The organism is Methylobacterium sp. NMS14P, assembly GCF_028583545.1.
In the GTDB taxonomy this organism is placed as follows: Bacteria; Pseudomonadota; Alphaproteobacteria; order Rhizobiales; family Beijerinckiaceae; genus Methylobacterium.
The window spans coordinates 1,199,410-1,219,503 of sequence record NZ_CP087106.1; the positions used below are offsets into that span (position 1 = coordinate 1,199,410).

Below are 20,094 nucleotides of genomic sequence, written 5' to 3' on the forward strand. Positions count from 1 at the left end.
CAGGGCAGCACCAGCTCGGCGGGCGTGGTGCTGCTGGATTGCTTCGCTTCGCTCGCAAGGACGGCGGCTCACCCCGCCTTGCGCTCGGTCCCGCACCACTCGGCCACGAACAGCGCCATGGTGGTCGTGATCCGCTTCACCGAGGCGAGGCTCACGCGCTCGTCGAAGCCGTGGATGTTCTGGGAGGTCGGGCCGTAGCAGAGGGCCGGCACCCGGTCGTAGAGGGCGTGGACGCGGGTATCGAGGTAGCCCGCGGTCATGAAGCTCTGGAGCGGTGAGCCGATCGCCCGCTCGTGGGCGCGGCCGAGCACGGCCTCGGCCTCCGAGCCTTCCTCCAGCACGTAGCCCTCGGCGAAGAAGCCGTTGAAGACCACCCGCGGCGGGCTGTTGGCCAGGAACGGGTCGGTGCGGGAGAAGGACGCCACCGCGGCCTCGATCTCGGCGGCGGCCTGCGCGGCGGTCACGCCCGGGTAGAGCGCGACCCGGCAGTGGATCCGGCACCAGGCCGGGACCGAGGAGGCCCAGTCGCCGCCCTCGATCTTGCCGATGTTGAGGTTGATCGGGTGGTCCTCGGTCTCGAAATGCGGGTGCGCGGCCTTCTCGGCGTTCCAGCGGGCCTCGACGTCGCGCAGCGCGCCGATCACCCGGTAGGTGGCGTCGATGGCGTTGGCGCCCGCGCCCATCTCGCGGACGTGGACCGGGACGCCCCGGACCTCGACGGTGAACCACAGCACGCCGGTATTGGCGCGCACGAGCTTTTCGTCCTCGGGCTCCGGGATCAGCACGGCGTCGGCGCGGTAGCCGCGCAGGTGGGTCATCAGGGCGCCGTTGCCGGTGGATTCCTCCTCGACCACCGACTGCACCGTCACGGCGGCCGCCGGCTGCAGGCCGAGGCGGGCGAGGGCGTCGAGGGCGAACAGGTTGGCGGCGTGCCCGGCCTTCATGTCACCGGCGCCGCGGCCGTACATCCAGTCGCCCTGGATCACAGGATCGAAGGGCCGGTGGGTCCAGAGGTCGACGGGCCCCGGCGGCACGACGTCGACATGGGCCTGGAGGATCAGCGAGCGCCCGGTCTCCGTGCCGGGACGATGGTGGCAGACCACGATCGGCGCGTCCGAATGGTGCGCCTCGTCGATCTTCGAGCCGCCCGGATGGGCCGCGATGGCGTCCCGGTCCATGGCGAAGCGCTCGGTGGCGTAGCCGCGGGCGCGGAACTGGTCGAACACGTAGTCCTGGCAGGCATGCTCCTCCCCGCGCAAGGACGCGAACCGGACCAGCGCCTGCGTGTGGGCGACCTGATCGGCGAAGCCCTCCGCCACGGAGGCTTCGATCTCGGCGGCGAGGGTGGGGTCGAGGGCCATGGGAACTCCGAACCGTCTGCGGCCGGGAGGAAGCGCCCGGGCCCGGGCCGCTGTCAACCGGCGGTTGCCGAGGGCACGGTCCGTGCCGGAATCGGGGCCCTACGGCGAATGCGACGGCGAGTCCGGGATGGCCGTCCGGACCTGCTCGGCGAACCGCGCGAAGGCCGCGCTCGGCCGGTCGTCGGCGCGGTGGACCAGCAGGGTCGGGGCGTAGCCGTCCCCGTCGGGCACCGGGTGGATCGAGACGCGGCCGGCGCGGTGCGCCGGGTCCGCCACGGCCCGCGGAACCAGGGTCACGCCCAGGCCGGCCGCCACGCAGCCGAGGATGCCGTCGAGCGTGCCGAACTCCATGCGACGCACATGCACGAGGCCCTGACGGGCCAGGAAGTTGTCCAGGCGCCTCCGGTACGAGCAGCCGGCCCGGAACACGAGCACCTTCGCGTCGCGCGCCCGGGCCAGACGGTCGAGCAGCGCCGCGAGGTCGCCGACGGCCGGGTGCGCCACCAGCACCAGCTCCTCCGTGAAGACCGGGATCCCCACGAGGTCGGCCTGCGCGACCGGGCCGGCCACGAAGGCCCCCTCCAGGTTCCGGTCGAGGACCCGGGCGATCAGCTGCTCGGTCGGGCCGGTCTCCAGCTCAATGTCCACGTCCGGGTGGCGCGCGGCGAAGTCGGCGAGCGGGCCGGGCAAGCGCAGGGCCGCGGTCGTCTCCATGCCGCCGATCCGCAGCGGCCCGCGGGGCTCGCCCTCGGCCAGCAGGGCGTGCCGCGCCTCCGCGAGCAGCTGCCCGACCTGGAGCGCGTAGGGCAGGAGCCGCTCCCCGGCCCGGGTCAGCGTCACCCCGCGGCTGCCGCGGTGGAACAGCGGCACGCGCAGGGCCTGCTCCAGGGTGCGGATCCGGCCGGTGACGTTGGACTGGACGGTGTTGAGCCGCGCTGCCGCCCGCCCGATGCCGCCGGTCTCGGCCACCGCCGCGAAGAACATCAGGTCGGTGCTGTTCATGCCATCTGCTTTTCCGATGCCTTCCTTCTGAAGGAATCATTTTTTCCGCAACACCCCGAGCGTTAAGCCCGGATGGGCGGCGCGCGCAACCGCGCGCGCGACACGCTCCGCCGGGAGGGGACGCATGGCCTTGAAGACCAGACTCACCGACGCCTTCGGGCTGCGGCACCCGATCGTGCTGGCCCCCATGGACCCGGCCTCGGGGGGCGCCCTCGCGGCGGCGGTGAGCGCCGCCGGCGGCCTCGGCCTGATCGGCGGCGGCTACGGCGACCACGCGACGCTCGACCGGGAATTCGCCCGTGCGGGCAATCAGCGGGTCGGCTGCGGCTTCATCACGTGGTCGATGGCCCGGGACCCGTCGCTCCTCGACGCGGCGCTCGCCCGGTCGCCGGCTGCCCTGATGCTCTCCTTCGCGGATCCCGCGCCCTTCGCGGACCGGATCCGCGCCGCCGGCGTGCCGCTGATCTGCCAGGTGCACACCCTGGCGCATGCGAGGCGTGCCCTGGAGGTCGGCGCGGCCGTGGTGGTGGCGCAGGGGACGGAGGCCGGCGGCCACGGCCTCACCGCCCGCGGCACCGTGGCGTTCGTGCCCGCGGTCGCCGACCTGATCGCCCGCGAGCGCCCCGAGACGCTGCTCCTCGCGGCGGGCGGCATCGCGGACGGGCGCGGTCTCGCCGCCGCCCTTGCGCTGGGGGCCGACGGTGTCCTGATGGGGACGCGGTTCTGGGCCACCCGGGAGGCGCTGATCCACCCGGCCGCGAAGCAGCGGGTTCTCGCCGCCACCGGCGACGACACGGTCCGCACCCAGGTCTACGACATCGCCCGCCAGCGGGCCTGGCCGGCGCCCTATACCGGGCGGCTCCTGCGCAACGCCTTCATCGAGACGTGGCACGGCCGCGAGGACGCACTGCGCGCGGCCTCGGCCGAGCGCCGCCGGGACGTGGAGGATGCCGACGCGGCGGGCGACTACGACGTCGCCAACGTCACGGTCGGCGAGGCGGTCGGGCTGATCGCCGACCTGCCGGGCGCCGGCGACCTGGTCCTGCGCATCGCCGAGGAGGCCGAGGCCGCGATCCGCCGGATCTCCGGCATGGCCGCGGCGGCGCCGTGAGGGCGCCGTGAGGGCGCTCAGCAAAGCGTGACTACGCAGCGGCACGGCGGCCCGGAACCTCGGTGTTGCCGACGGTTTTAGCGAGACGGCAAACCGCCGCGGTTTCTCGCGGCGCGTGCCGGGTCGGAGTCGCTCATGCGTATCGGTCTGATCTCCGTCCTATCCGGGCTCCTCCTGTGCGCGGGAAGCCCCGCGACGGCCAGCGCGGACGTGCTCGTCAACGTCGACAAGACCACCCAGCGCATGGAGGTCTCGGTCGACGGGCAGCCCCGCTACTCCTGGCCGGTCTCGACCGGCGTCGCGAGCTACGACACCCCGTCCGGCGCCTACCGCCCGTTCCGGATGGAGCGCACGCACTTCTCGAAGGAGTGGGACGATGCGCCCATGCCTTTCGCGATGTTCTTCACGACCCAGGGCCACGCCATCCACGGCACCAACCACGTCCGGAGCCTGGGGCGCGCGGCCTCGCACGGCTGCGTGCGCCTGTCGGTGCGCAACGCCGCGACCCTGTTCAACCTCGTGAAGAGCCAGGGCGTGGGCCGGACCCGGGTGGTGATCGAGGGGGCGGATGTCCCGATGGCGGATCGCGGCCGGCGCGGTACCCGGCTCGCCCGGAACCGCGGATCCTACGAGCCGGACGACCTGCTGGCGAACGGCGATCAGATGGGGCGCCGGTCGGTGCCGGCCTATTATCGTCCCGCGGCGCGGCCCGCCTACGCGCCCGCGACCGTCTACGGCTACCCTGCCGACACCGACGAGACGGACGGCTGGTAGGCCGGATCGTGGCCGGGATCCCGTTTCAGCTGAATCGCGCTGGCCGAGACCGCGCGGCTCCTCGGCGACCGCGACTGGTCGATGGGCGACCGCTTCACGCTGGGCGACGTCGCGGCGGGCACCGCCGCCGGCTACCTCTCCGTCCGGTTCCCCGAACTGCTTGGCGCGCGCACATCCGAACCTCGCTCGGCTCGGCGAGCGCCTTGGAAGCGCGTCCGTCGTTCCGGGACTCCGTGCCCGACGCGCAGACGATCATTGACCGCGTCGTCTGATCGCGAAAGTCATGCGCCGCCACTCCCGCCCATTGCCGAGCGCACCCTCCCGGCCTAGCTCCTGCGCGGCCATCAGAGCCTGCGCGGCCCCTGCCGCGACCTGAGACGGACGGAGACACCCCGAGATGCCCTTCGCTTTCTGCCGGTCCCTTCCCTTCGCCGCCCTGGCGCTCGCTGCGGCCACCGTGCCGGGCTACGCCCTGGAGGTGACGCGCTCGGCCGACATCGCCGCGCCGCCGGCCAAGGTGTGGCAGACCATCGGCGAGTTCTGCGGCATCGGCGACTGGCACCCCGCCATCGAGAAGTGCGTCCTGTCGGACAAGGACGGCATGAAGGTCCGCACCCTCAGCCTCAAGGGCGGCGGCACCATCAAGGAGGAGCAGGTCTCCCGCGACGACAAGGTGATGAGCTACACCTACACGATCCTGGAGAGCCCTCTGCCGGTCTCGGACTACAAGTCGACCCTCTCGGTCGCCCCCGCCGGCTCCGGCTCGAAGGTGACCTGGACCGGGACCTTCAACGCCAAGGGCGCGCCGGACACGGTCGCCACCGACGCGATCCAGGGCATCTACGATTCCGGCCTGAAGGCGCTCGCCGACAAGGCGAAGTAAGCCCGTCACGATTCGGAGCGCGCCGCCGACGCCGGATGCCGGCGGTGCGCACCAAGACCTTCCGACGACAGCAAAATCACGCGTCACCGACGCTCTGCGCCCCGCGTTCCGCGCCCGTTCGGCATGTGGCCGGCGCGATTGACCCACTGCCAAGCTCGGCCCAGAACCTCGGCGGCGCGGCCCCTCGCGCACCAACAGGATGATCGCCGTGCCCGCGTCCCGCCTCCCGATGCGCCTCAGCCTCGTCGCCCTCGCCGTCGCGGCGCTGGGCGCCTGCCAGCAGCGCGCCACGCCCGCGGTCATGGAGCCCGCGCCGGTCGTCCCGGCCCCCCTGGCCCTGCCCACGGGCAGCGGCTGCGGCCCCGAGATCGCGCGCACCAAGGCGATCGTCGACAGCGACGTGGCCACCGGCAACCTCAACAAGCCGGTGGGCGACCGCTTCAACGCCGACCTCGCCCACGCCGCGGCGGAATGCTCGGCCGGCAAGCCGGGCGAGGCCCTGCACCTGCTCGCCGCCGCCAAGAGCCGCTACGGCTATCGCTGAGCGAGCGCCGCCCGCGTGGCGGGCTCCGGCGCGATCCCCGGGACCGCGCGGAGCCCCGCGGCGAGGTGATCCGCCAGCAGCCGGACCCGCGCGATCGCGGCCCGCTCGGGCACGATCAGCAGGCTGAGCGGCACCGACGGCACCGCGTAGTCCGGCAGGACCGCCTCGAGCCGGCCGTCGGCGAGGCAGTCCGCGACCAGCCAGCGATGCGCGGGCGCGATCCCCCGCTCCGCGAGGACCGCCGCCCGTGCGGCCAGCCCGTGATCGACCCGGAGGCGTCCGCCGAAGGGTACCGCGTGGCGCCCGCCATCCGGTCCTTCGAGGACCAGGGTGCCGCTCCCGGCCACGTTCGTCATGCGGATCCCCTCGTGGCCGGCGAGATCCTCCGGCGTCAGGGGCCGACCGCGCGCCGCTAGGTAGGCGGGGGCGGCGACGAGGCGACGCTCCGAACGCCCGACGGCCCGCAGCCTCAGCGCGCTGTCGGCCAGGGGGCCCAGGCGGATCGCCAGGTCCATGCCCTCGCGAACGAGGTCCACGCGCTCGTCGGTGAGGCTCAGATCCACCGAGATGTCGGGGTAGCGGTCCTGGAACGCGAAGACGATGGCGCCGACGTGGAGGACGCCCAGAGCCGCCGTGCACGACAGGCGGACGGTGCCCGACGGGGCGTGACGCCGGTCCCGCGCCTCGGCGCCCGCCTGCTCGACGAGGTGCAGGATGCGCAGGCTGCTCTCGTAGTAGGCCAAGCCCTCGGCCGTCAGGGCGAGGCGCCGCGTCGTCCGGCTGATCAGGGCGACGCCGAGGGCGTCCTCGAGTTCGCGCAGATGCCGGGTGATCGTCGATTGCCCGGCCCCGAACTCGCGCGCCACCGCCGACAGGCTGCCGCGCTCGGCCACCCGGACGAAGCTGCGCATGCGCTCGAGGGTGACGTCGGATCTATCCATTTCGCGGCATAATCCTATCCGGACGCGTCACGTACCGGACCGATCGGCCTTGGGCTAGCTGGGGGGCTCCCGCGTCACGACGGATCGCGCACCATGAACATCCTGATCGTCTTCGCCCATCCGGAGCCGCGCTCCCTCTGCGGCGCGCTCCGGGACGAGACCGTGGCCGCGCTGGAGGCGCAGGGTCACACGGTCGCGGTGTCCGATCTCCACGCCATGGACTGGATCGCGGCGGTCGACCGGGCGGACTTCCCGGGCCTCGCCCCCGAGGCCCGCCTGCGCGTGCCGGCCGCCTCGGGGGAGGCTGCCGCGGCCGGGCGCCTCACCCAGGACGTGGTCGCCGAGCAGGCCAAGCTCCTCTGGGCCGACCAGCTGATCCTGCTGTTCCCGCTCTGGTGGTTCGGCCTGCCGGCGATCCTCAAGGGCTGGGTCGACCGGGTCTACGCGCACGGCTTCGCGTACGGCGTCGGCGAGCACAGCGACCGCCGCTGGGGCGACCGCTACGGCGAGGGCCGCCTCGCCGGCCGGCGCGCCATGCTGATCGTGACCGCCGGCGGCTGGGAGGAGCACTACGCCGCGCGCGGGATCAACGGGCCGATCGACGATCTGCTGTTCCCGATCCAGCACGGGATCCTGCACTATCCCGGCTACGCGGTGCTGCCGCCCTTCGTCGTCTACCGGGCCGACGGGCTCGACGCGGCGGCGTTCGCGGCCGTCGCCGAGCGGCTGCGGGACCGGTTGGCCGCGCTCGCGACGACGCCCCCGATCCCGTTCCGGCGGCAGAACGGCGGCGATTACCGGATCCCCAGCATGCAGCTCCGGCCGGGGCTGGAGGCGCCGGGCGCGCGCGGCTTCGCCCTCCATCGCGACGGCGCGTGACCGGCGCGGTTGCGGCCGTTCAGATCACGAACAGCAGGTTCAGTCCGGCGCGCCGGAACCCGTCCTCGGCGATCTTCAGATCGAGCCCGTAGGACGCGATGTCGTCCGCCACCGGGTCGAGGGCCGGCGCGCGGTGCTGGTGGAGGTGCTTGATGTAGCTGTGGCAGGTCGTGCAGGTCTCGACCTGAACGTCCTTCGAGACCTCGTCGAGCCCGTAATAGCTGACGCCCTCGCCGTCGCCGCAGGCGGTGCAGCGGATCCGGACGTGGTTCCAGTACGTGCCGCAGAGCGAGCAGCTGAGATACCGGGCCTTGTCGGCCGGGGTCCAGGAGACGATGACGCTCGCCACCGGCGCGCCGCCGCAGCACGGGCAGACGCCGTCCGCCACCGGCTTCAGCGTCTTCGTGTCGAGGCGCGCGGCCTGCCCGGCGAGGCGCACCTGCAGCGCGGCCGAGACGAACACGCATTCGGCGATCCGGTCCACCGGCAGCGCGCCCTCGAAGACCTGAACGGCGAGATCGAGGCGATCCTCCCGTGAGGCGGCCCGCAGGGCGTCCCGCGCCGCGGCCGAAGCCTCGGGCGCGGTCGAGAGATCCAGCTCGGCGAGCAGCGACAGAAGGGACGCGTCGAAACCCGGGTCGGCCTCGAGGCTGTGCCGCGACAGCGGCGGCATGCCGTGCTCGCTCCGCAGCGCCTGATCGGCGGCCTCCGGAGCCGCGGGGGCGGGAAACTGCGCCTGGATCACCGACTGGGCCCGCGCGACCTCGCTCACGAACCGGAGATAGGCCTCCAGCGGGTGCCCGGGCGCGGCCCCCGCCAAGCGCGCGGCCCGGTCGGCGAACAGCGTGGCGGGATCGGGCAGGCGGACGAACGGCACCGAGCCCGAGATCCCGATCTTGTCGGGGTCGGGCTTCAGCTCGCTGAAATCCCGGCGGCGGGGCTTCGGCGCCTCGGCGGGTGTCGGGCTCTTGCCCGCGGCCGGTGCCGCGGGTTTGCGCTTGAAGAAATTGGCCAAGACTCAGGATCCGCGCTTGTCCACCGAGCCGTGGCGCGCCTTGCCGCCTGCGATCTGGCGGAACCACTTGCGGTGGTGCCGGTAGGCCCAGCCGCCCGTGACCGTGCCGCGGACCATCGCCCGGCCGGTGCCGCGCACCCAGATGCCGGCGTAGATGTGCACCACGATGATCGCGATGGCGATCACGGCGGCGAGCGAGTGGGCGAGCAGCGCCCAGCGCTGGGTCTCGATCGAGGTCAGCCCGCCGAAATAGGTGTTCCAGATCACCAGCCCGGTCACGAACATCACGCCGATCAGCGCGGTCTGACCCCAGAACACGCCCTTCTGACCGGCATTGTACTTGCCGAGTTCCGGGAGCCGGTCGTCGCGGTTGGTGACCACGTCGCCGATGTGCTTCGTCCACTCGACATCGTCCTTGTTGGGGATGTTGAGCTTCCAGAAGCGCACGAACAGGAAGAAGAAGCTGACCGCCAGCGCCACGCCGAACCACGGGTGAACCGCCCGGGTCGCCTGGCCGCCACCGAACAGGCCGGTCAACGAGAACAGGTAGGGCGTGAACATCGCCAAGCCCGACAGGGTCAGCAGCGTGAACAGGATCGCGGTGATCCAGTGGTTCACGCGCTGCACGCCGGTGTAGCGCGGGACGTACATCACCTCGGGCGCCGCGGACTTGGCGTGGTGGAGGGGGCGGGAATCGCCGTCCCGGACATCGTTCTGGATCGTCATCGGCCTTCTCGCGCCTGATGCGGTGCCGGCCCCGCCTCGCGGCGGAGGTGGCTCTGAAGTTCAAGATAGGGCCTCTGCGCCCCGCCGTCTTCGGTCGCCCGTTTCCGGCTGGATCGCGGGTTCCCTCTCCCGAGCGGGGAGGGGCAGGGTGAGGGATGGGAACGATCCGGAGAAGGCGAAACCGGAACCCGCTTCGAGGGCGTGCTCAGGTCTGGACCGTCTCGCCCCTCACCCCGACCCTCTCCCGCACGGGAGAGGGGGCGGGTCGCGTCACCCGGGCCGGCGGGCCAGCCCGGGGTTCGTCTCAGTGCGGCCGGGCCTCGCCGCCGCCATTCTCGCGGCGCTTGGCCTCGTCGTACTCAACCGCCTCTTCCTCCTCCTCGGGCACGACCTCGTTCGGGCCGGCCGTCACGTAGTGGAAGAAGCCCGCGACCGCGGCGAAGCCCATCGCGGCGAGCCCGAACACCTTGGCGCCGCCCTTCCAGAAGGCGACCAGCGGCGAGATCTTCGGGTCGTTCGGCAGGCCCGCGTAGAGGCTCGGCTGGTCGGCGTGGTGCAGCACGTACATGACGTGCGTGCCGCCGACCCCGGCCGGGTCATAGAGACCCGCCTTGTCGAACCCGCGCGACTTCAGGTCCTCGACGCGGTCGTGGGCCTGATCGATCATGGCCTGCTTGGTGCCGAACATGATCGAGCCGGTCGGGCAGGCCTTGGCGCAGGCCGGTGCCTGACCCACCGCCACCCGGTCCGAGCACAGGGTGCACTTGTACGCCTTGTGGTCGGTCTGGCTGATGCGCGGGATGTTGAACGGGCAGCCCTTCACGCAGTAGCCGCAGCCGATGCAGTTCTCCTCGATGAAGTCGACGATGCCGTTGGAGTACTGCACGATCGCACCGGGCGACGGGCAGGCCTTCAGGCAGCCCGGCTCGGTGCAGTGCATGCAGCCGTCCTTGCGGATCAGCCACTCGAGGTTGTTGGTCTCCGGGTTCTCGTACTCGGTGAACCGCATCAGGGTCCACGACTTCGGCGTGAGGTCGTGGGGGTTCTGGTAGGTGCCCGTGTTGACACCGATGTCGTCGCGCAGGTCGTTCCACTCCTCGCAGGCCGACTGGCAGGCCTTGCAGCCGATGCACTTCGACACGTCGATGAGTTTAGCGACCTCCACTTGGCGGCGGATCTCCGGCGGCGTCTCCGTGGAGGCGGAGCGCTGGCGGATGTCGAGGGAGCTGTAGTCAGCCATGTCTGCCGCTCCCCCTTACGCGACCGCGTCCGACGGAGGCGTGGTCGGCTCGATATTCACGAGCCAGGCCTTGAACTCCGGCGTCTCGGTGTTCGCGTCGCCGACGACGGGCGTCAGCGAGTTCGGGTGCCATCCTTTCTTGGTGTGGCCCATGAAGCCCCAGTGCTGCGGGATGCCGACGACGTGGACGGGCTTGCCGTCGCAGATCAGCGGCTTGATCCGCTTCGTCACCACGGCCTTGGCCTTCAGGGAGCCGCGTTTCGACCAGACGCGGACCCAGCCGCCCTTGGCGATGCCCTTCTCCTTGGCGAGCTCCTCCGAGATCTCCACGAAGGCCTCCGGCTGGAGGATCGCGTTGATCCGGGCGTGCTTGGTCCACCCGTGGAAGTGCTCGGTCAGGCGGTAGCTCGTCGCCGCGTAGGGGAACTCCTTCGCGTCGCCGAGATCGGCCAGGTCGTCCTTGAAGATGCGGGACGCGGGCGCGCCCTTGATCTTCGGGAAGGCGAGGTTGGCCACCGGGGACTCGAAGGGCTCGTAGTGCGCCGGGAACGGCCCGTCGCGCATGAGACCGCGGGTCCACAGGCGGGCGACGCCCTCCTGGTTCAGGATGAACGGGCCGACGCCCTTATCGGGGGCGACGGTGACGCCGTAATCCGGCACGTCGAAGCCGATCCACTGCTTGCCGTTCCACTCGATGAGCTTCTTCTTCTCCGACCACGGGCGGCCCTCGGGGTCGCACGAGGCGCGGTTGTAGAGCACGCGCCGGTTGGCCGGCCACGCGAAGGCCCAGTTCGGCGCGATGCCGCGGTCGCCGGGATCGGTGTTGTCCCGGCGGGCCATCATGTTGCCCTTCTCGGTGTAGCAGCCCGAGTAGATCCAGCAGCCGCAGGCGGTCGTCCCGTCGTCCTTGAGCTGGGCGAAGCCGTCGACCTGCTTGCCCGCCGGGATGACGGTCCCGTTGAGGTCCGGCGTCGGCGCCAGCGTGTAGCCGTTGAGCTCGCGGGCGAGCTCGGTCGGGGTCGGCGCCTCGGCGATCGCGTAGTCCCACTTCAGATTGACGATCGGGTCCGGGAAGGCCCCGCCGTCCTTCTTGTAGGCCGCCTTCACGCGGAGGAAGATCTCCGACATGATCTCGATGTCCGAGCGGCACTCGCCCGGCGCTTCCTGCGCCTGCCAGTGCCACTGCAGCCACCGGCTGGAGTTCGACAGCGAGCCTTCCTCCTCCACGAACAGGGTGGTCGGAAGCTCGAACACCTCGGTCTGGATCTTGGTCGGATCGACGTCGTTGTACTCGCCGTGGTTCTCCCAGAACCGGGCCGTCTCCGTCTTGAGCGGGTCCATCACCACGATGAACTTCATCTTGGAGAAGGCTTCCGTCATCTTGGCGCGATTCGGGAACGACAGCAGGGGGTTGAAGCCCTGGATGACGTAGCCGGTCATCTTGCCCTGCTTGGCGAGCTCGAACCCACGGATCACGTCGTAGGTCGGCACGTCGAGCTTGGGCAGGTAATCGTACGCCCAGTCGTTCTCCTTGGTGGCCTTGTCGCCCCACATCGCCTTCTGGAACGAGACGAAGAACTTGTTGTAGTTCTGCCAGTAGCTCGTCTGGCCGGGACGCAGCGGCTTGAATTGCCGCTTGGCGATGTAGCTCGCGTAGTCGGGCTCCTTCTCCACCGGAATGTTCAAGTACCCGGGGATGAGGTTCGACATCAGCCCGATATCGGTCAGCCCCTGGATGTTGGAGTGACCGCGCAGCGCCTGCATGCCGCCGCCGAGCACGCCGATATTCCCGAGCAGGGTCTGCACGATGCACATCGAGCGGATGTTCTGCGAGCCCTTGGAGTGATGGGTCCAGCCGAGCGCGTAGAGCGAGGCCATCGACTTCTCGGGAGAAGCCGTCGTCGCCATCATCTCGCAGACCTTCAGGAAGGTCTCCTTGGGCGAGCCGCAGATCTTCTCGACCATCTCGGGCGTGTAGATCGAGACGTGCTTCTTCAGCAGCTGCATCACGCAGCGCGGGTGCTGCATGGTCTCGTCGACCACGGCGTAGCCGTCGGGGCCGATCTCGTAGTCCCAGGTGGTCTTGTCGTAGTCGCGCTTGTCCGCGTCGTAGCCCGTGAACAGCCCCTCGCTGAAGTCGTAGCCCTCGCGGACCACGTACCCGGCGTTGGTGTAGGCGGAGACGTAGCGGTGCTGCAGCTTGTCGTTGTCGAGCAGGTACTTGGCCACGCCCGACAGGAACGCGATGTCCGAGCCCTGCCGGATCGGGCAGTAGAGATCGGCCACCGACGCCGTGCGGGTGAAGCGCGGATCGACGACGATCAGCTTGGCGTTGTTATGGGCTTTCGCCTCCACGACCCACTTGAAGCCGCAGGGGTGCGCCTCGGCGGCATTGCCGCCCATCACGGTGATCACGTCCGCGTGCTTGATGTCCATCCAGAGGTTGGTCATCGCACCGCGTCCGAAGGAGGGCGCCAAACTGGCGACCGACGGACCGTGTCAAACTCTGGCCTGGTTATCGAAGACCAGGGCCCCCATGCTTCGGACTGTCTTGTAGGTCAGCCAGGCCGTCTCGTTGGTGGTGGCCGAGGCGCCCAGGAAGCCCATCGTGGTCCAGCGGTTGACCGTGAGGTCGCCGTTCTTGGCCACGAAGTTCTTGTCCCGGTCCTCTTTAAGGAGGGCCGCGATCCGGTCGAGGGCGAAGTCCCAGGACACGCGCTTGAACTCCGAGGAGCCCGGAGCGCGGTGGAGCGGGTACTTGGTGCGGGTCTCCGCGTGCACGAAGTCGAGCAGCGCCGAGCCTTTCGGGCAGAGCGTGCCGCGGTTGACCGGATGATCCGGGTCGCCCTCGATATGCATGACCGAGGAGCGCGCGTTCTTCGAACGGTCGCCCAGGCTGTACAGGATTACGCCGCACGCGACCGAGCAGTACGGGCAGGTGTTGCGGGTCTCGCGCATCTGCGCGAGCTTGTACGGCCGCACCGCGGCGGCCATGGCGGGCTCGAGTCCGCCGAATCCGAGCGCGCCCAGCGAGCCGCCCGCGAGGCCGGCACCGGCCCCCTTGAGCAGGCCACGCCTTGAGACCTGGACCGTCATCTCCGCTCCGTAAAAGCGATCTGGTATAATTCCAGGGTGTCCCAAAAAAGCGTGTTCGAGGCAAGTGCGGTTGCGTGACACAGCAAGTCGCCGTGTCTCAGCCGAAGCAACACGTTTGTCGCACCGGCATCATCCTGCATGAAAACACTTTTTTTACTTGCTGGGATTTGCCGGGTTGGAGCCCGACGGGCCGGCGGTGCGGTGCTCCAGGGGCGCCTGCGGCTCGGTGGCGGAGGAGCCGCCGGGCTGGGCCGGCGGGACCGGACGGTCGGCGTTCTCCTTGATCGAGTGGCCGCCCGGATCGGGCGCGTCCTTGGCGGCCGACTGCTCCCGCGGAACCGGCGCCTGGCTCCAGCCGTCCTGCGCGCTGCGGGACTTGTCGCCCATCGCGTCGATGCCCTTGATCTCGCCCGGCTTCGTCTGCGCGAGGCAGGGCGAGGCGGCCGTCGCCACGCCGAGGAGCACCGACATCATCAAGGGAATCGAGCGGGACACGGGGCGGCTCCTGGCAGCGAGGAATGCCCGGGCAACGTAGCCTTCACCGCCGCAGTTCCGAGCTGCGACACCGTCCCGGCATCGGGCGTCCGGATCATCGGCCCGCATCACGCCGGGATCCCGGCATCGGTGGTGACGGCTCCTTAACCAAACCTTGCAACCGTACGTGTCCACAGGTGCGAGGATCTCCCGGTCATGTCGAAGCCGCATCCCGAGCGCCCCTCCGAGACCGAGCGGACCGTCGACGCGCCGCCGCTCAGCCCCGGCATCCGGCGCCACCTCGGCCAGAATCTGCGCACGCTCCTCACCGACACGCTCTCGGCCCCGGTCGACCAGCGGCTGGAAGCGCTGATCGACCGGCTCGGCAAGCCCAAGCGCTGACGCGGATCGCCGCTGGCCGGGCAGTCCGCCGGGCAGCCCACCGTGAAGTACGCCGGGAAGTCCGCCGAAAAGTCCGGGATCGCCGCCGCGCGGAGCACGGCGCATGCGCGCCGCCAACGTGCCCGTCAACGTGCACCGCCAGCGCGCCGAACGCCACACGATGTGCGCCAGAACACATAAGATTGTTCGTTCTGAGAAACCCAGATCGGCGCAGCGATTCTTCTACGGCGGCGCCGCCGTGGAGAAGATCCATGCGTTCTTCCGACCTACCGCCCTGAGTTCTCTTGCCTTTCCAGCCCGATCATCGATCTTGATCGCGCTACGCCATCGCGCAGGTCCGCATCCGAGACTTGACTTCGTTCGATAAAACGAACGATTCCCGGCGTCTCGGGGACGTCTGTCCCCTGCGTCGCAACCGCGGATGGCTGGGGGATCGGACGTGATGAAGAACGCTTCAGGTCGGGGTCGGATGGCTCGGGCGATCGGGCTCTCCCTTCTGGCCGGAGCAGGCCTGCTGGCCTGCGCGTTGCCGGCCGCGGCCGAGACCGCGCTCCTCAACGTCTCGTACGATCCGACCCGCGAGCTCTACCGCGAGATCAACGCCGCCTTCGCGGAGGAGTGGAAGGCCAAGACCGGCGAGGCCATCACGGTGCGGGCCTCGCACGGCGGCTCGGGCGCGCAGGCGCGCACGGTGATCGACGGGGTGGACGCCGACGTGGTCACCCTCGGCATCCCGTCCGACATCGACGCGATCGCCAAGCTCACCCGCAAGATCCCCGAGGATTGGCGCAGCAAGCTGCCGAACCAGGGGACGCCCTACACCTCGACGGTGGTGTTCCTCGTCCGCAAGGGCAACCCGAAGGGCGTCAAGGACTGGGACGACCTGGTCAAGCCGGACGTGAAGGTGATCACCCCGAATCCGAAGACCTCGGCGGGCGGGCGCTGGAACTTCCTCGCCGCCTGGGGCTACGCCTACGGGAAGGACAAGGACGCCGCGAAGGCCGACGCCTTCGTCGGGCAGGTCTACAAGAACGTGCCGGTGCTCGACACCGGCGCCCGCGGCTCGACGGTGACCTTCGCGCAGCGCGGTCTCGGCGACGTCCTGCCGACCTGGGAGAACGAGGCCTACCTCGTGCTCCAGGAGTTCGGCGCTGACAAGTTCGACATCGTCTCGCCGCCGACCTCGATCTACGCCGAGCCGCCGGTGGCCCTGGTGGCGGTCAATGCCGAGCGGAAGGGCACCACCAAGGCGGCCCAGGCCTATCTCGACTTCCTCTACAGCGACCGCGCCCAGGCGATCTTCGCCAAGCACCATTACCGGCCGATCCGCCGGGAGGCGGCCGCCCAGGCGGACCTCGCCCAGCTGCCCGACATCAAGCTGTTCAAGATCGAGGATCTCCAGGGATCCTGGGACGAGATCCAGAAGCGGAACTTCGACGCCGGCGGTCTGTTCGATCGTCTGAGCCGGGCCGGCCGCTGAGGCTTCAGACCATGGTCCAGACGCCCCGTCCCCGTCGGACATTCCGACGGCCGAGCGTGATCCCGGGCTTCGGGATCAGCTTCGGCTACACGCTGACCTGCCTCGGCCTGATCGTCCTGCTGCCGCTGGCCGGGCTGGTGGTGAAGGCCTCGGGGCTCGGCCTGTCGGGCATCTGGGATGTCGCCACCGATCCGCGGGTGGCGAGCGCCCTGCGGATCAGCTTCGGCGTCTCGGCCATCGCGGCACTCGTCGCCTCGGCCTTCGGCTTCCTGGTGGCCTGGGTGCTGACCCGCTACCGCTTCCCGGGCCGCAAGCTGGTCGACGCCGCCGTCGACCTGCCCTTCGCCCTGCCGACCGCGGTCGCCGGCATCGCGCTCGCCTCGCTGTACGCGCCGGACGGGCTGCTCGGCGCCCCGCTCGCGCGCCTCGGCATCCAGGCGGCCTACACGCCGGTCGGCATCTTCATCGCCATGGTGTTCATCGGCCTGCCCTTCGCGGTGCGGACCGTGCAGCCGCTGATCGCCGAGATCGACAAGGAGATCGAGGAGGCCTCGGCGACCCTCGGGGCGACGCGCCTCGTCACCCTCGCCAGAGTGGTGCTGCCGCCGCTGATCCCGGCGGTGCTCACCGGCTTCGCGCTCGCCTTCGCCCGGGGCGTCGGCGAGTACGGCTCGATCATCTTCATCGCCGGCAACCTGCCCTACGTGTCGGAGATCGCACCGCTCCTGATCGTCATCAAGCTCTCCGAATTCGACTACGGCGGCGCGGCGGCCATCGCGACGATCATGCTCGGGATCTCGTTCCTGACGCTGCTCGCCATCAATCTCATCCAGGCGTGGTCACGGCGGCGGTTCGGCTATGTCTGAAATCTTCTCCCCCGCCTTCGTGCCGGCCGCCAAGCCGGCCCCGGTCGCCTCGGAAGGGGCCGGCGTCCGCGTGGTCCTGATCGGGATCGCGGTGGCGTTCCTGGCGCTGTTCCTGGTGCTGCCGCTGTTCGCGGTCTTCCTCCAGGCCTTCTCGAAGGGGATCGGCGCCTTCCTGGACGCGTTCCGGGAGCCCGACGCCTGGAGCGCGATCCGTCTGACGCTGACCGTGGCGGCGATCGCGGTGCCGTTCAACGTCGTGTTCGGCCTGGCCGCCTCCTGGGCGATCGCCAAGTTCGAGTTTCCCGGCAAGTCGCTGCTGATCACCCTGATCGACCTGCCGTTCTCGGTCTCGCCGGTGGTCTCGGGGATGATCTACGTGCTGCTGTTCGGGTCCCAGGGCCTGTTCGGATCCTGGCTCGTCGACCACGGCATCCAGATCCTGTTCGCGCTGCCGGGGATCGTGCTGGCGACGGTGTTCGTGACCTTCCCGTTCGTTGCCCGCGAGCTGATCCCGCTGATGCAGGAGCAGGGCACGGCCGAGGAGGAGGCGGCGCTGACGCTGGGCGCCTCGGGCCTGCACGCGTTCCGCACGGTGACGCTGCCCAATATCCGCTGGGGCCTGCTCTACAGCGTGCTCCTGTGCAATGCCCGGGCGATGGGCGAGTTCGGAGCGGTGTCGGTGGTGTCGGGTCACATCCGCGGCTTGACCAACACTATCCCACTCCACGTGGAGATCCTCTACAATGAGTACAACTTCGTCGCCGCATTCGCCGTCGCTTCGCTCCTCGCTGTCCTTGCCCTCATCACCCTCGTCCTCAAATCCGTCCTCGAGTGGCGCTTCGCAGGCGAGCTCGCGCACGGCCGGGCGCACTGATCGCCCCTCCACGGCGATCCGGGTCGAGAACGTCTCGAAGACGTTCGACACGGCGGCGGTGCTGCACGATCTGTCGCTGGACGTGCGGGCGGGCGAGCTGATCGGGCTGCTCGGCCCCTCGGGCTCGGGCAAGACGACGCTGCTGCGGATCATCGCCGGGCTCGACGCGCCGGACCGGGGCCGGATCCTGTTCGGCGGCGACGACGCCACGGGCCTGCCCGTGCAGGAGCGCGCGGTGGGCTTCGTGTTCCAGCACTACGCCCTGTTCAAGCACATGAGCGTGGCCGACAACATCGCCTACGGGCTGAACGCGCGGCGCCGCGCCGACCGGCCGGCCAAGGCCGATATCAAGCGCCGGGTCGGCGACCTGCTCGACCTGATCCGGCTCTCAGGGTTCGGCGACCGCTACCCGTCGCAGCTCTCCGGCGGCCAGCGGCAGCGGGTGGCGCTCGCCCGCGCCCTCGCGGTCGAGCCGCGGGTCCTACTGCTGGACGAGCCGTTCGGGGCGCTCGACGCCCAGGTCCGCAAGGATCTGCGCCGCTGGCTGCGCGAGATCCACGATCGCACCGGCCAGACCACGATCTTCGTGACCCACGACCAGGACGAGGCGCTGGAGCTGTCCGACCGCGTGGCCGTGCTCGACCGCGGCCGCCTCGAGCAGGTCGGCACGCCGGACGAGGTGCAGGAGAACCCGGCCTCGGCGACCGTGATGAAGTTCCTCGGCGATTCCGTCGAGGTCGAGGCGATCGCCGAGGGCGGCCGGGTGCTGGTCCGGGGCCGGGAGACGCCGGTCGCGGCGCCCGGAAGCCTGTTCGGTCCGGTGAAGCTCTACGTGCGGCCGTGGCAGCTGCAGCTCGCCGAGCCCGAGGCCGCGCACCTGTCCGGCACCGTGCGCAGCTCGTACCGGACGCAGGGCCGCCAGCGGATCGAGGTGGCCGACCCCGAGGGGCGGGTGCTGGCGGTGGAGGATTTCGACGGCGTGCGCTACCCGGCCGGGCACCCGGTCGGCCTGCGGATCAACGGCGGGCACGTGTTCGGGTGAGGCTCGCCAGCGGCCGCGCGGCACCCTAGGCTCCCGACCATGACCGTACCGAGTCGCGAACCCGCCCCCGACGTCCTGGCCGCCATCGGCCAGACGCCGCTGATCCGCCTGCGCCGCGCCTCCGAGGAGACCGGCTGCACCATCTACGGCAAGGCGGAGTTCCTCAATCCCGGCCTCTCGGTGAAGGACCGCGCGGCGCTCTCCATCGTGCGGGACGCGGAGGCGCGGGGCCTGATCCGCCCGGGCGGCACGATCGTCGAGGGCACCGCCGGCAACACCGGCATCGGCCTCGCCCTGGTGGCCTCGGTGCGCGGCTACCGGACGCTGATCGTCATCCCGGTCACCCAGTCCGAGGAGAAGAAGCAGACCCTGCGGCTCGCGGGTGCCCGGCTGGTGGAAGTCCCGGCGGTGCCCTTCGCCAACCCGAACAACTACGTCCATGTGGCCCGGCGGCTCGCCGACAAGCTCGCCGCCACGGAGCCGGCGGGCGCCTTCTTCGCCGACCAGTTCGACAACGTCGCCAACCGGCAGGCCCACGTCGACGGCACCGGCCCGGAGATCTGGGCGCAGACCGGCGGCCGGGTCGACGGCTTCGTCTGCGCGGCCGGGACCGGCGGCACGCTGGCCGGCACCGCCGAGGCCCTGCGCGCCCGCAACCCGCAGGTGCGGATCGCGCTGTCGGACCCCGAGGGATCGGCCCTCTACGCCCACTACACGACCGGCACCCTGAAGGCCGAGGGCTCCTCGATCACCGAGGGGATCGGCCAGGGGCGGATCACCCGCAACCTCGTGGGCTTCACCCCCGACCGCGCCTTCCGGATCCCGGACCGCGAGGCCCTCGACATCGTCTTCGGCCTGATGCGGGAGGAGGGGCTGTCGCTGGGCGGCTCGTCGGGCATCAACGTCGCCGGGGCGATCCGGCTGGCCCGGGACCTCGGGCCCGGTCATACCATCGTGACGATCCTCTGCGATGGGGCGGCGCGCTACGCCTCGAAGCTGTTCAACCCGGCCTTCCTCACCGAGCGCGACCTGCCGGTGCCGGGCTGGCTCGACGCGCCCGCGGAGGCTCTGCCGGACTGGCACGCCTGAGGCCCGGGCCTCATCCGGAATTTTCCTCACAAAAGCGTGGCTTGGCGTTGAACGGAACGGATTGTCGCAGCGTTTGAACGGTCACGCTCGCACCAGCGCGACCGTCCGGAGAACGCGACCGATGTCCCTCGTCACCATCCTGCTCATCATCCTGATCATCCTGGCCTTCGGCGGCGGCGGCTTCCTCGGCGGCGGCGCGTATCGCGGCCCCGGCTTCGGCCTGGGCGGCATCCTGCTGATCGTGCTGATCGTGCTGCTGGTCACCGGGCGGCTCTGAGCCGTAGCCCGTCGCCTG

22 protein-coding genes are annotated in these 20,094 nt (G+C 70.6%); 14 read left to right on the top strand and 8 right to left on the bottom strand.

The window, feature by feature from the left end:
- Positions 1–68: 68 nt before the first annotated feature.
- Complete coding sequence (locus tag LOK46_RS05655; protein WP_273562873.1) at positions 69–1,361, bottom strand: ArgE/DapE family deacylase; 1,293 nt, start codon at positions 1,359–1,361, stop codon at positions 69–71.
- Positions 1,362–1,460: 99 nt separating this feature from the next.
- Complete coding sequence (locus tag LOK46_RS05660) at positions 1,461–2,363, bottom strand: LysR family transcriptional regulator (RefSeq protein ID WP_273562874.1); 903 nt, start codon at positions 2,361–2,363, stop codon at positions 1,461–1,463.
- A 124-nt stretch (positions 2,364–2,487) separates the two neighbouring features.
- Between LOK46_RS05660 and LOK46_RS05665 the strand changes: the two genes are divergently transcribed.
- The 5 genes from LOK46_RS05665 (at position 2,488) to LOK46_RS05680 (ending at position 5,675) form a co-directional block, all read left to right on the top strand.
- Positions 2,488–3,474 (top strand): NAD(P)H-dependent flavin oxidoreductase, encoded by a 987-nt coding sequence (locus LOK46_RS05665; protein WP_273562875.1) that lies wholly within the window; start codon positions 2,488–2,490, stop codon positions 3,472–3,474.
- Positions 3,475–3,609: 135 nt separating this feature from the next.
- Positions 3,610–4,248 (top strand): L,D-transpeptidase, encoded by a 639-nt coding sequence (locus tag LOK46_RS05670; RefSeq protein ID WP_273562876.1) that lies wholly within the window; start codon positions 3,610–3,612, stop codon positions 4,246–4,248.
- Between the two features lie 81 nt (positions 4,249–4,329).
- Positions 4,330–4,578: a hypothetical protein gene (locus tag LOK46_RS32900; RefSeq protein ID WP_443192871.1), complete on the top strand. Its 249-nt coding sequence runs from the start codon at positions 4,330–4,332 to the stop codon at positions 4,576–4,578.
- Between the two features lie 67 nt (positions 4,579–4,645).
- Positions 4,646–5,131, top strand: a complete 486-nt coding sequence (locus LOK46_RS05675; RefSeq protein ID WP_273562877.1) for an SRPBCC family protein — start codon at positions 4,646–4,648, stop codon at positions 5,129–5,131.
- Between the two features lie 199 nt (positions 5,132–5,330).
- On the top strand, positions 5,331–5,675 hold the full coding sequence (locus LOK46_RS05680) for a hypothetical protein (protein ID WP_273562878.1): 345 nt from the start codon (positions 5,331–5,333) through the stop codon (positions 5,673–5,675).
- Here the strand turns inward: LOK46_RS05680 and LOK46_RS05685 are convergent.
- Entirely contained in the window at positions 5,666–6,616 is a 951-nt protein-coding gene (locus tag LOK46_RS05685) for a LysR family transcriptional regulator (RefSeq protein WP_273562879.1), read from the bottom strand. The two genes, LOK46_RS05680 and LOK46_RS05685, sit on opposite strands and share 10 nt — an antisense overlap.
- Before the next feature lie 93 nt (positions 6,617–6,709).
- Between LOK46_RS05685 and LOK46_RS05690 the strand changes: the two genes are divergently transcribed.
- A complete protein-coding gene (locus tag LOK46_RS05690) occupies positions 6,710–7,495 on the top strand; it encodes an NAD(P)H-dependent oxidoreductase (protein WP_273562880.1) in 786 nt (261 codons plus the stop codon).
- A 19-nt stretch (positions 7,496–7,514) separates the two neighbouring features.
- Here the strand turns inward: LOK46_RS05690 and fdhE are convergent, their stop codons facing one another.
- From fdhE to LOK46_RS05715, 5 genes are all read right to left on the bottom strand, one after another.
- Positions 7,515–8,510 (bottom strand): formate dehydrogenase accessory protein FdhE, encoded by a 996-nt coding sequence (gene fdhE, locus LOK46_RS05695; RefSeq protein ID WP_273562881.1) that lies wholly within the window; start codon positions 8,508–8,510, stop codon positions 7,515–7,517.
- A 3-nt stretch (positions 8,511–8,513) separates the two neighbouring features.
- Positions 8,514–9,236, bottom strand: coding sequence for a formate dehydrogenase subunit gamma (locus tag LOK46_RS05700; RefSeq protein WP_273562882.1), 723 nt, complete (start codon positions 9,234–9,236; stop codon positions 8,514–8,516).
- 304 nt (positions 9,237–9,540) lie between these two features.
- Positions 9,541–10,476, bottom strand: coding sequence for a formate dehydrogenase subunit beta (fdxH, locus tag LOK46_RS05705; protein WP_192710034.1), 936 nt, complete (start codon positions 10,474–10,476; stop codon positions 9,541–9,543).
- Between the two features lie 15 nt (positions 10,477–10,491).
- A complete protein-coding gene (gene fdnG, locus LOK46_RS05710) occupies positions 10,492–13,572 on the bottom strand; it encodes a formate dehydrogenase-N subunit alpha (RefSeq protein WP_273562883.1) in 3,081 nt (1,026 codons plus the stop codon).
- Between the two features lie 153 nt (positions 13,573–13,725).
- Complete coding sequence (locus tag LOK46_RS05715) at positions 13,726–14,067, bottom strand: hypothetical protein (protein WP_273562884.1); 342 nt, start codon at positions 14,065–14,067, stop codon at positions 13,726–13,728.
- A gap of 195 nt (positions 14,068–14,262) precedes the next feature.
- Here LOK46_RS05715 and LOK46_RS05720 point away from each other — a divergent pair, with 195 nt between their 5' ends.
- The 8 genes from LOK46_RS05720 to LOK46_RS05755 all read left to right on the top strand — a co-directional run bounded on the left by LOK46_RS05720 (position 14,263) and on the right by LOK46_RS05755 (position 20,076).
- Positions 14,263–14,448, top strand: coding sequence for a hypothetical protein (locus LOK46_RS05720; RefSeq protein ID WP_273562885.1), 186 nt, complete (start codon positions 14,263–14,265; stop codon positions 14,446–14,448).
- Positions 14,449–14,551: 103 nt separating this feature from the next.
- Entirely contained in the window at positions 14,552–14,815 is a 264-nt protein-coding gene (locus LOK46_RS05725; protein ID WP_273562886.1) for a hypothetical protein, read from the top strand.
- A 102-nt stretch (positions 14,816–14,917) separates the two neighbouring features.
- Positions 14,918–15,928 (top strand): sulfate ABC transporter substrate-binding protein, encoded by a 1,011-nt coding sequence (locus tag LOK46_RS05730; RefSeq protein ID WP_273562887.1) that lies wholly within the window; start codon positions 14,918–14,920, stop codon positions 15,926–15,928.
- Between the two features lie 11 nt (positions 15,929–15,939).
- Positions 15,940–16,794, top strand: coding sequence for a sulfate ABC transporter permease subunit CysT (gene cysT, locus LOK46_RS05735; protein ID WP_273562888.1), 855 nt, complete (start codon positions 15,940–15,942; stop codon positions 16,792–16,794).
- Positions 16,787–17,668 (top strand): sulfate ABC transporter permease subunit CysW, encoded by an 882-nt coding sequence (cysW, locus tag LOK46_RS05740; RefSeq protein WP_273562889.1) that lies wholly within the window; start codon positions 16,787–16,789, stop codon positions 17,666–17,668. Before cysT ends, cysW begins: the two co-directional genes overlap by 8 nt.
- Before the next feature lie 58 nt (positions 17,669–17,726).
- Positions 17,727–18,710: a sulfate/molybdate ABC transporter ATP-binding protein gene (locus tag LOK46_RS05745; RefSeq protein ID WP_273562890.1), complete on the top strand. Its 984-nt coding sequence runs from the start codon at positions 17,727–17,729 to the stop codon at positions 18,708–18,710.
- 39 nt (positions 18,711–18,749) lie between these two features.
- Entirely contained in the window at positions 18,750–19,799 is a 1,050-nt protein-coding gene (locus tag LOK46_RS05750) for a cysteine synthase A (RefSeq protein WP_273562891.1), read from the top strand.
- A gap of 121 nt (positions 19,800–19,920) precedes the next feature.
- Positions 19,921–20,076 carry a hypothetical protein gene (locus LOK46_RS05755; RefSeq protein WP_007563230.1) on the top strand — a complete coding sequence of 52 codons (156 nt, stop codon included), beginning with the start codon at positions 19,921–19,923 and terminating at the stop codon, positions 20,074–20,076.
- Positions 20,077–20,094: the final 18 nt, after the last annotated feature.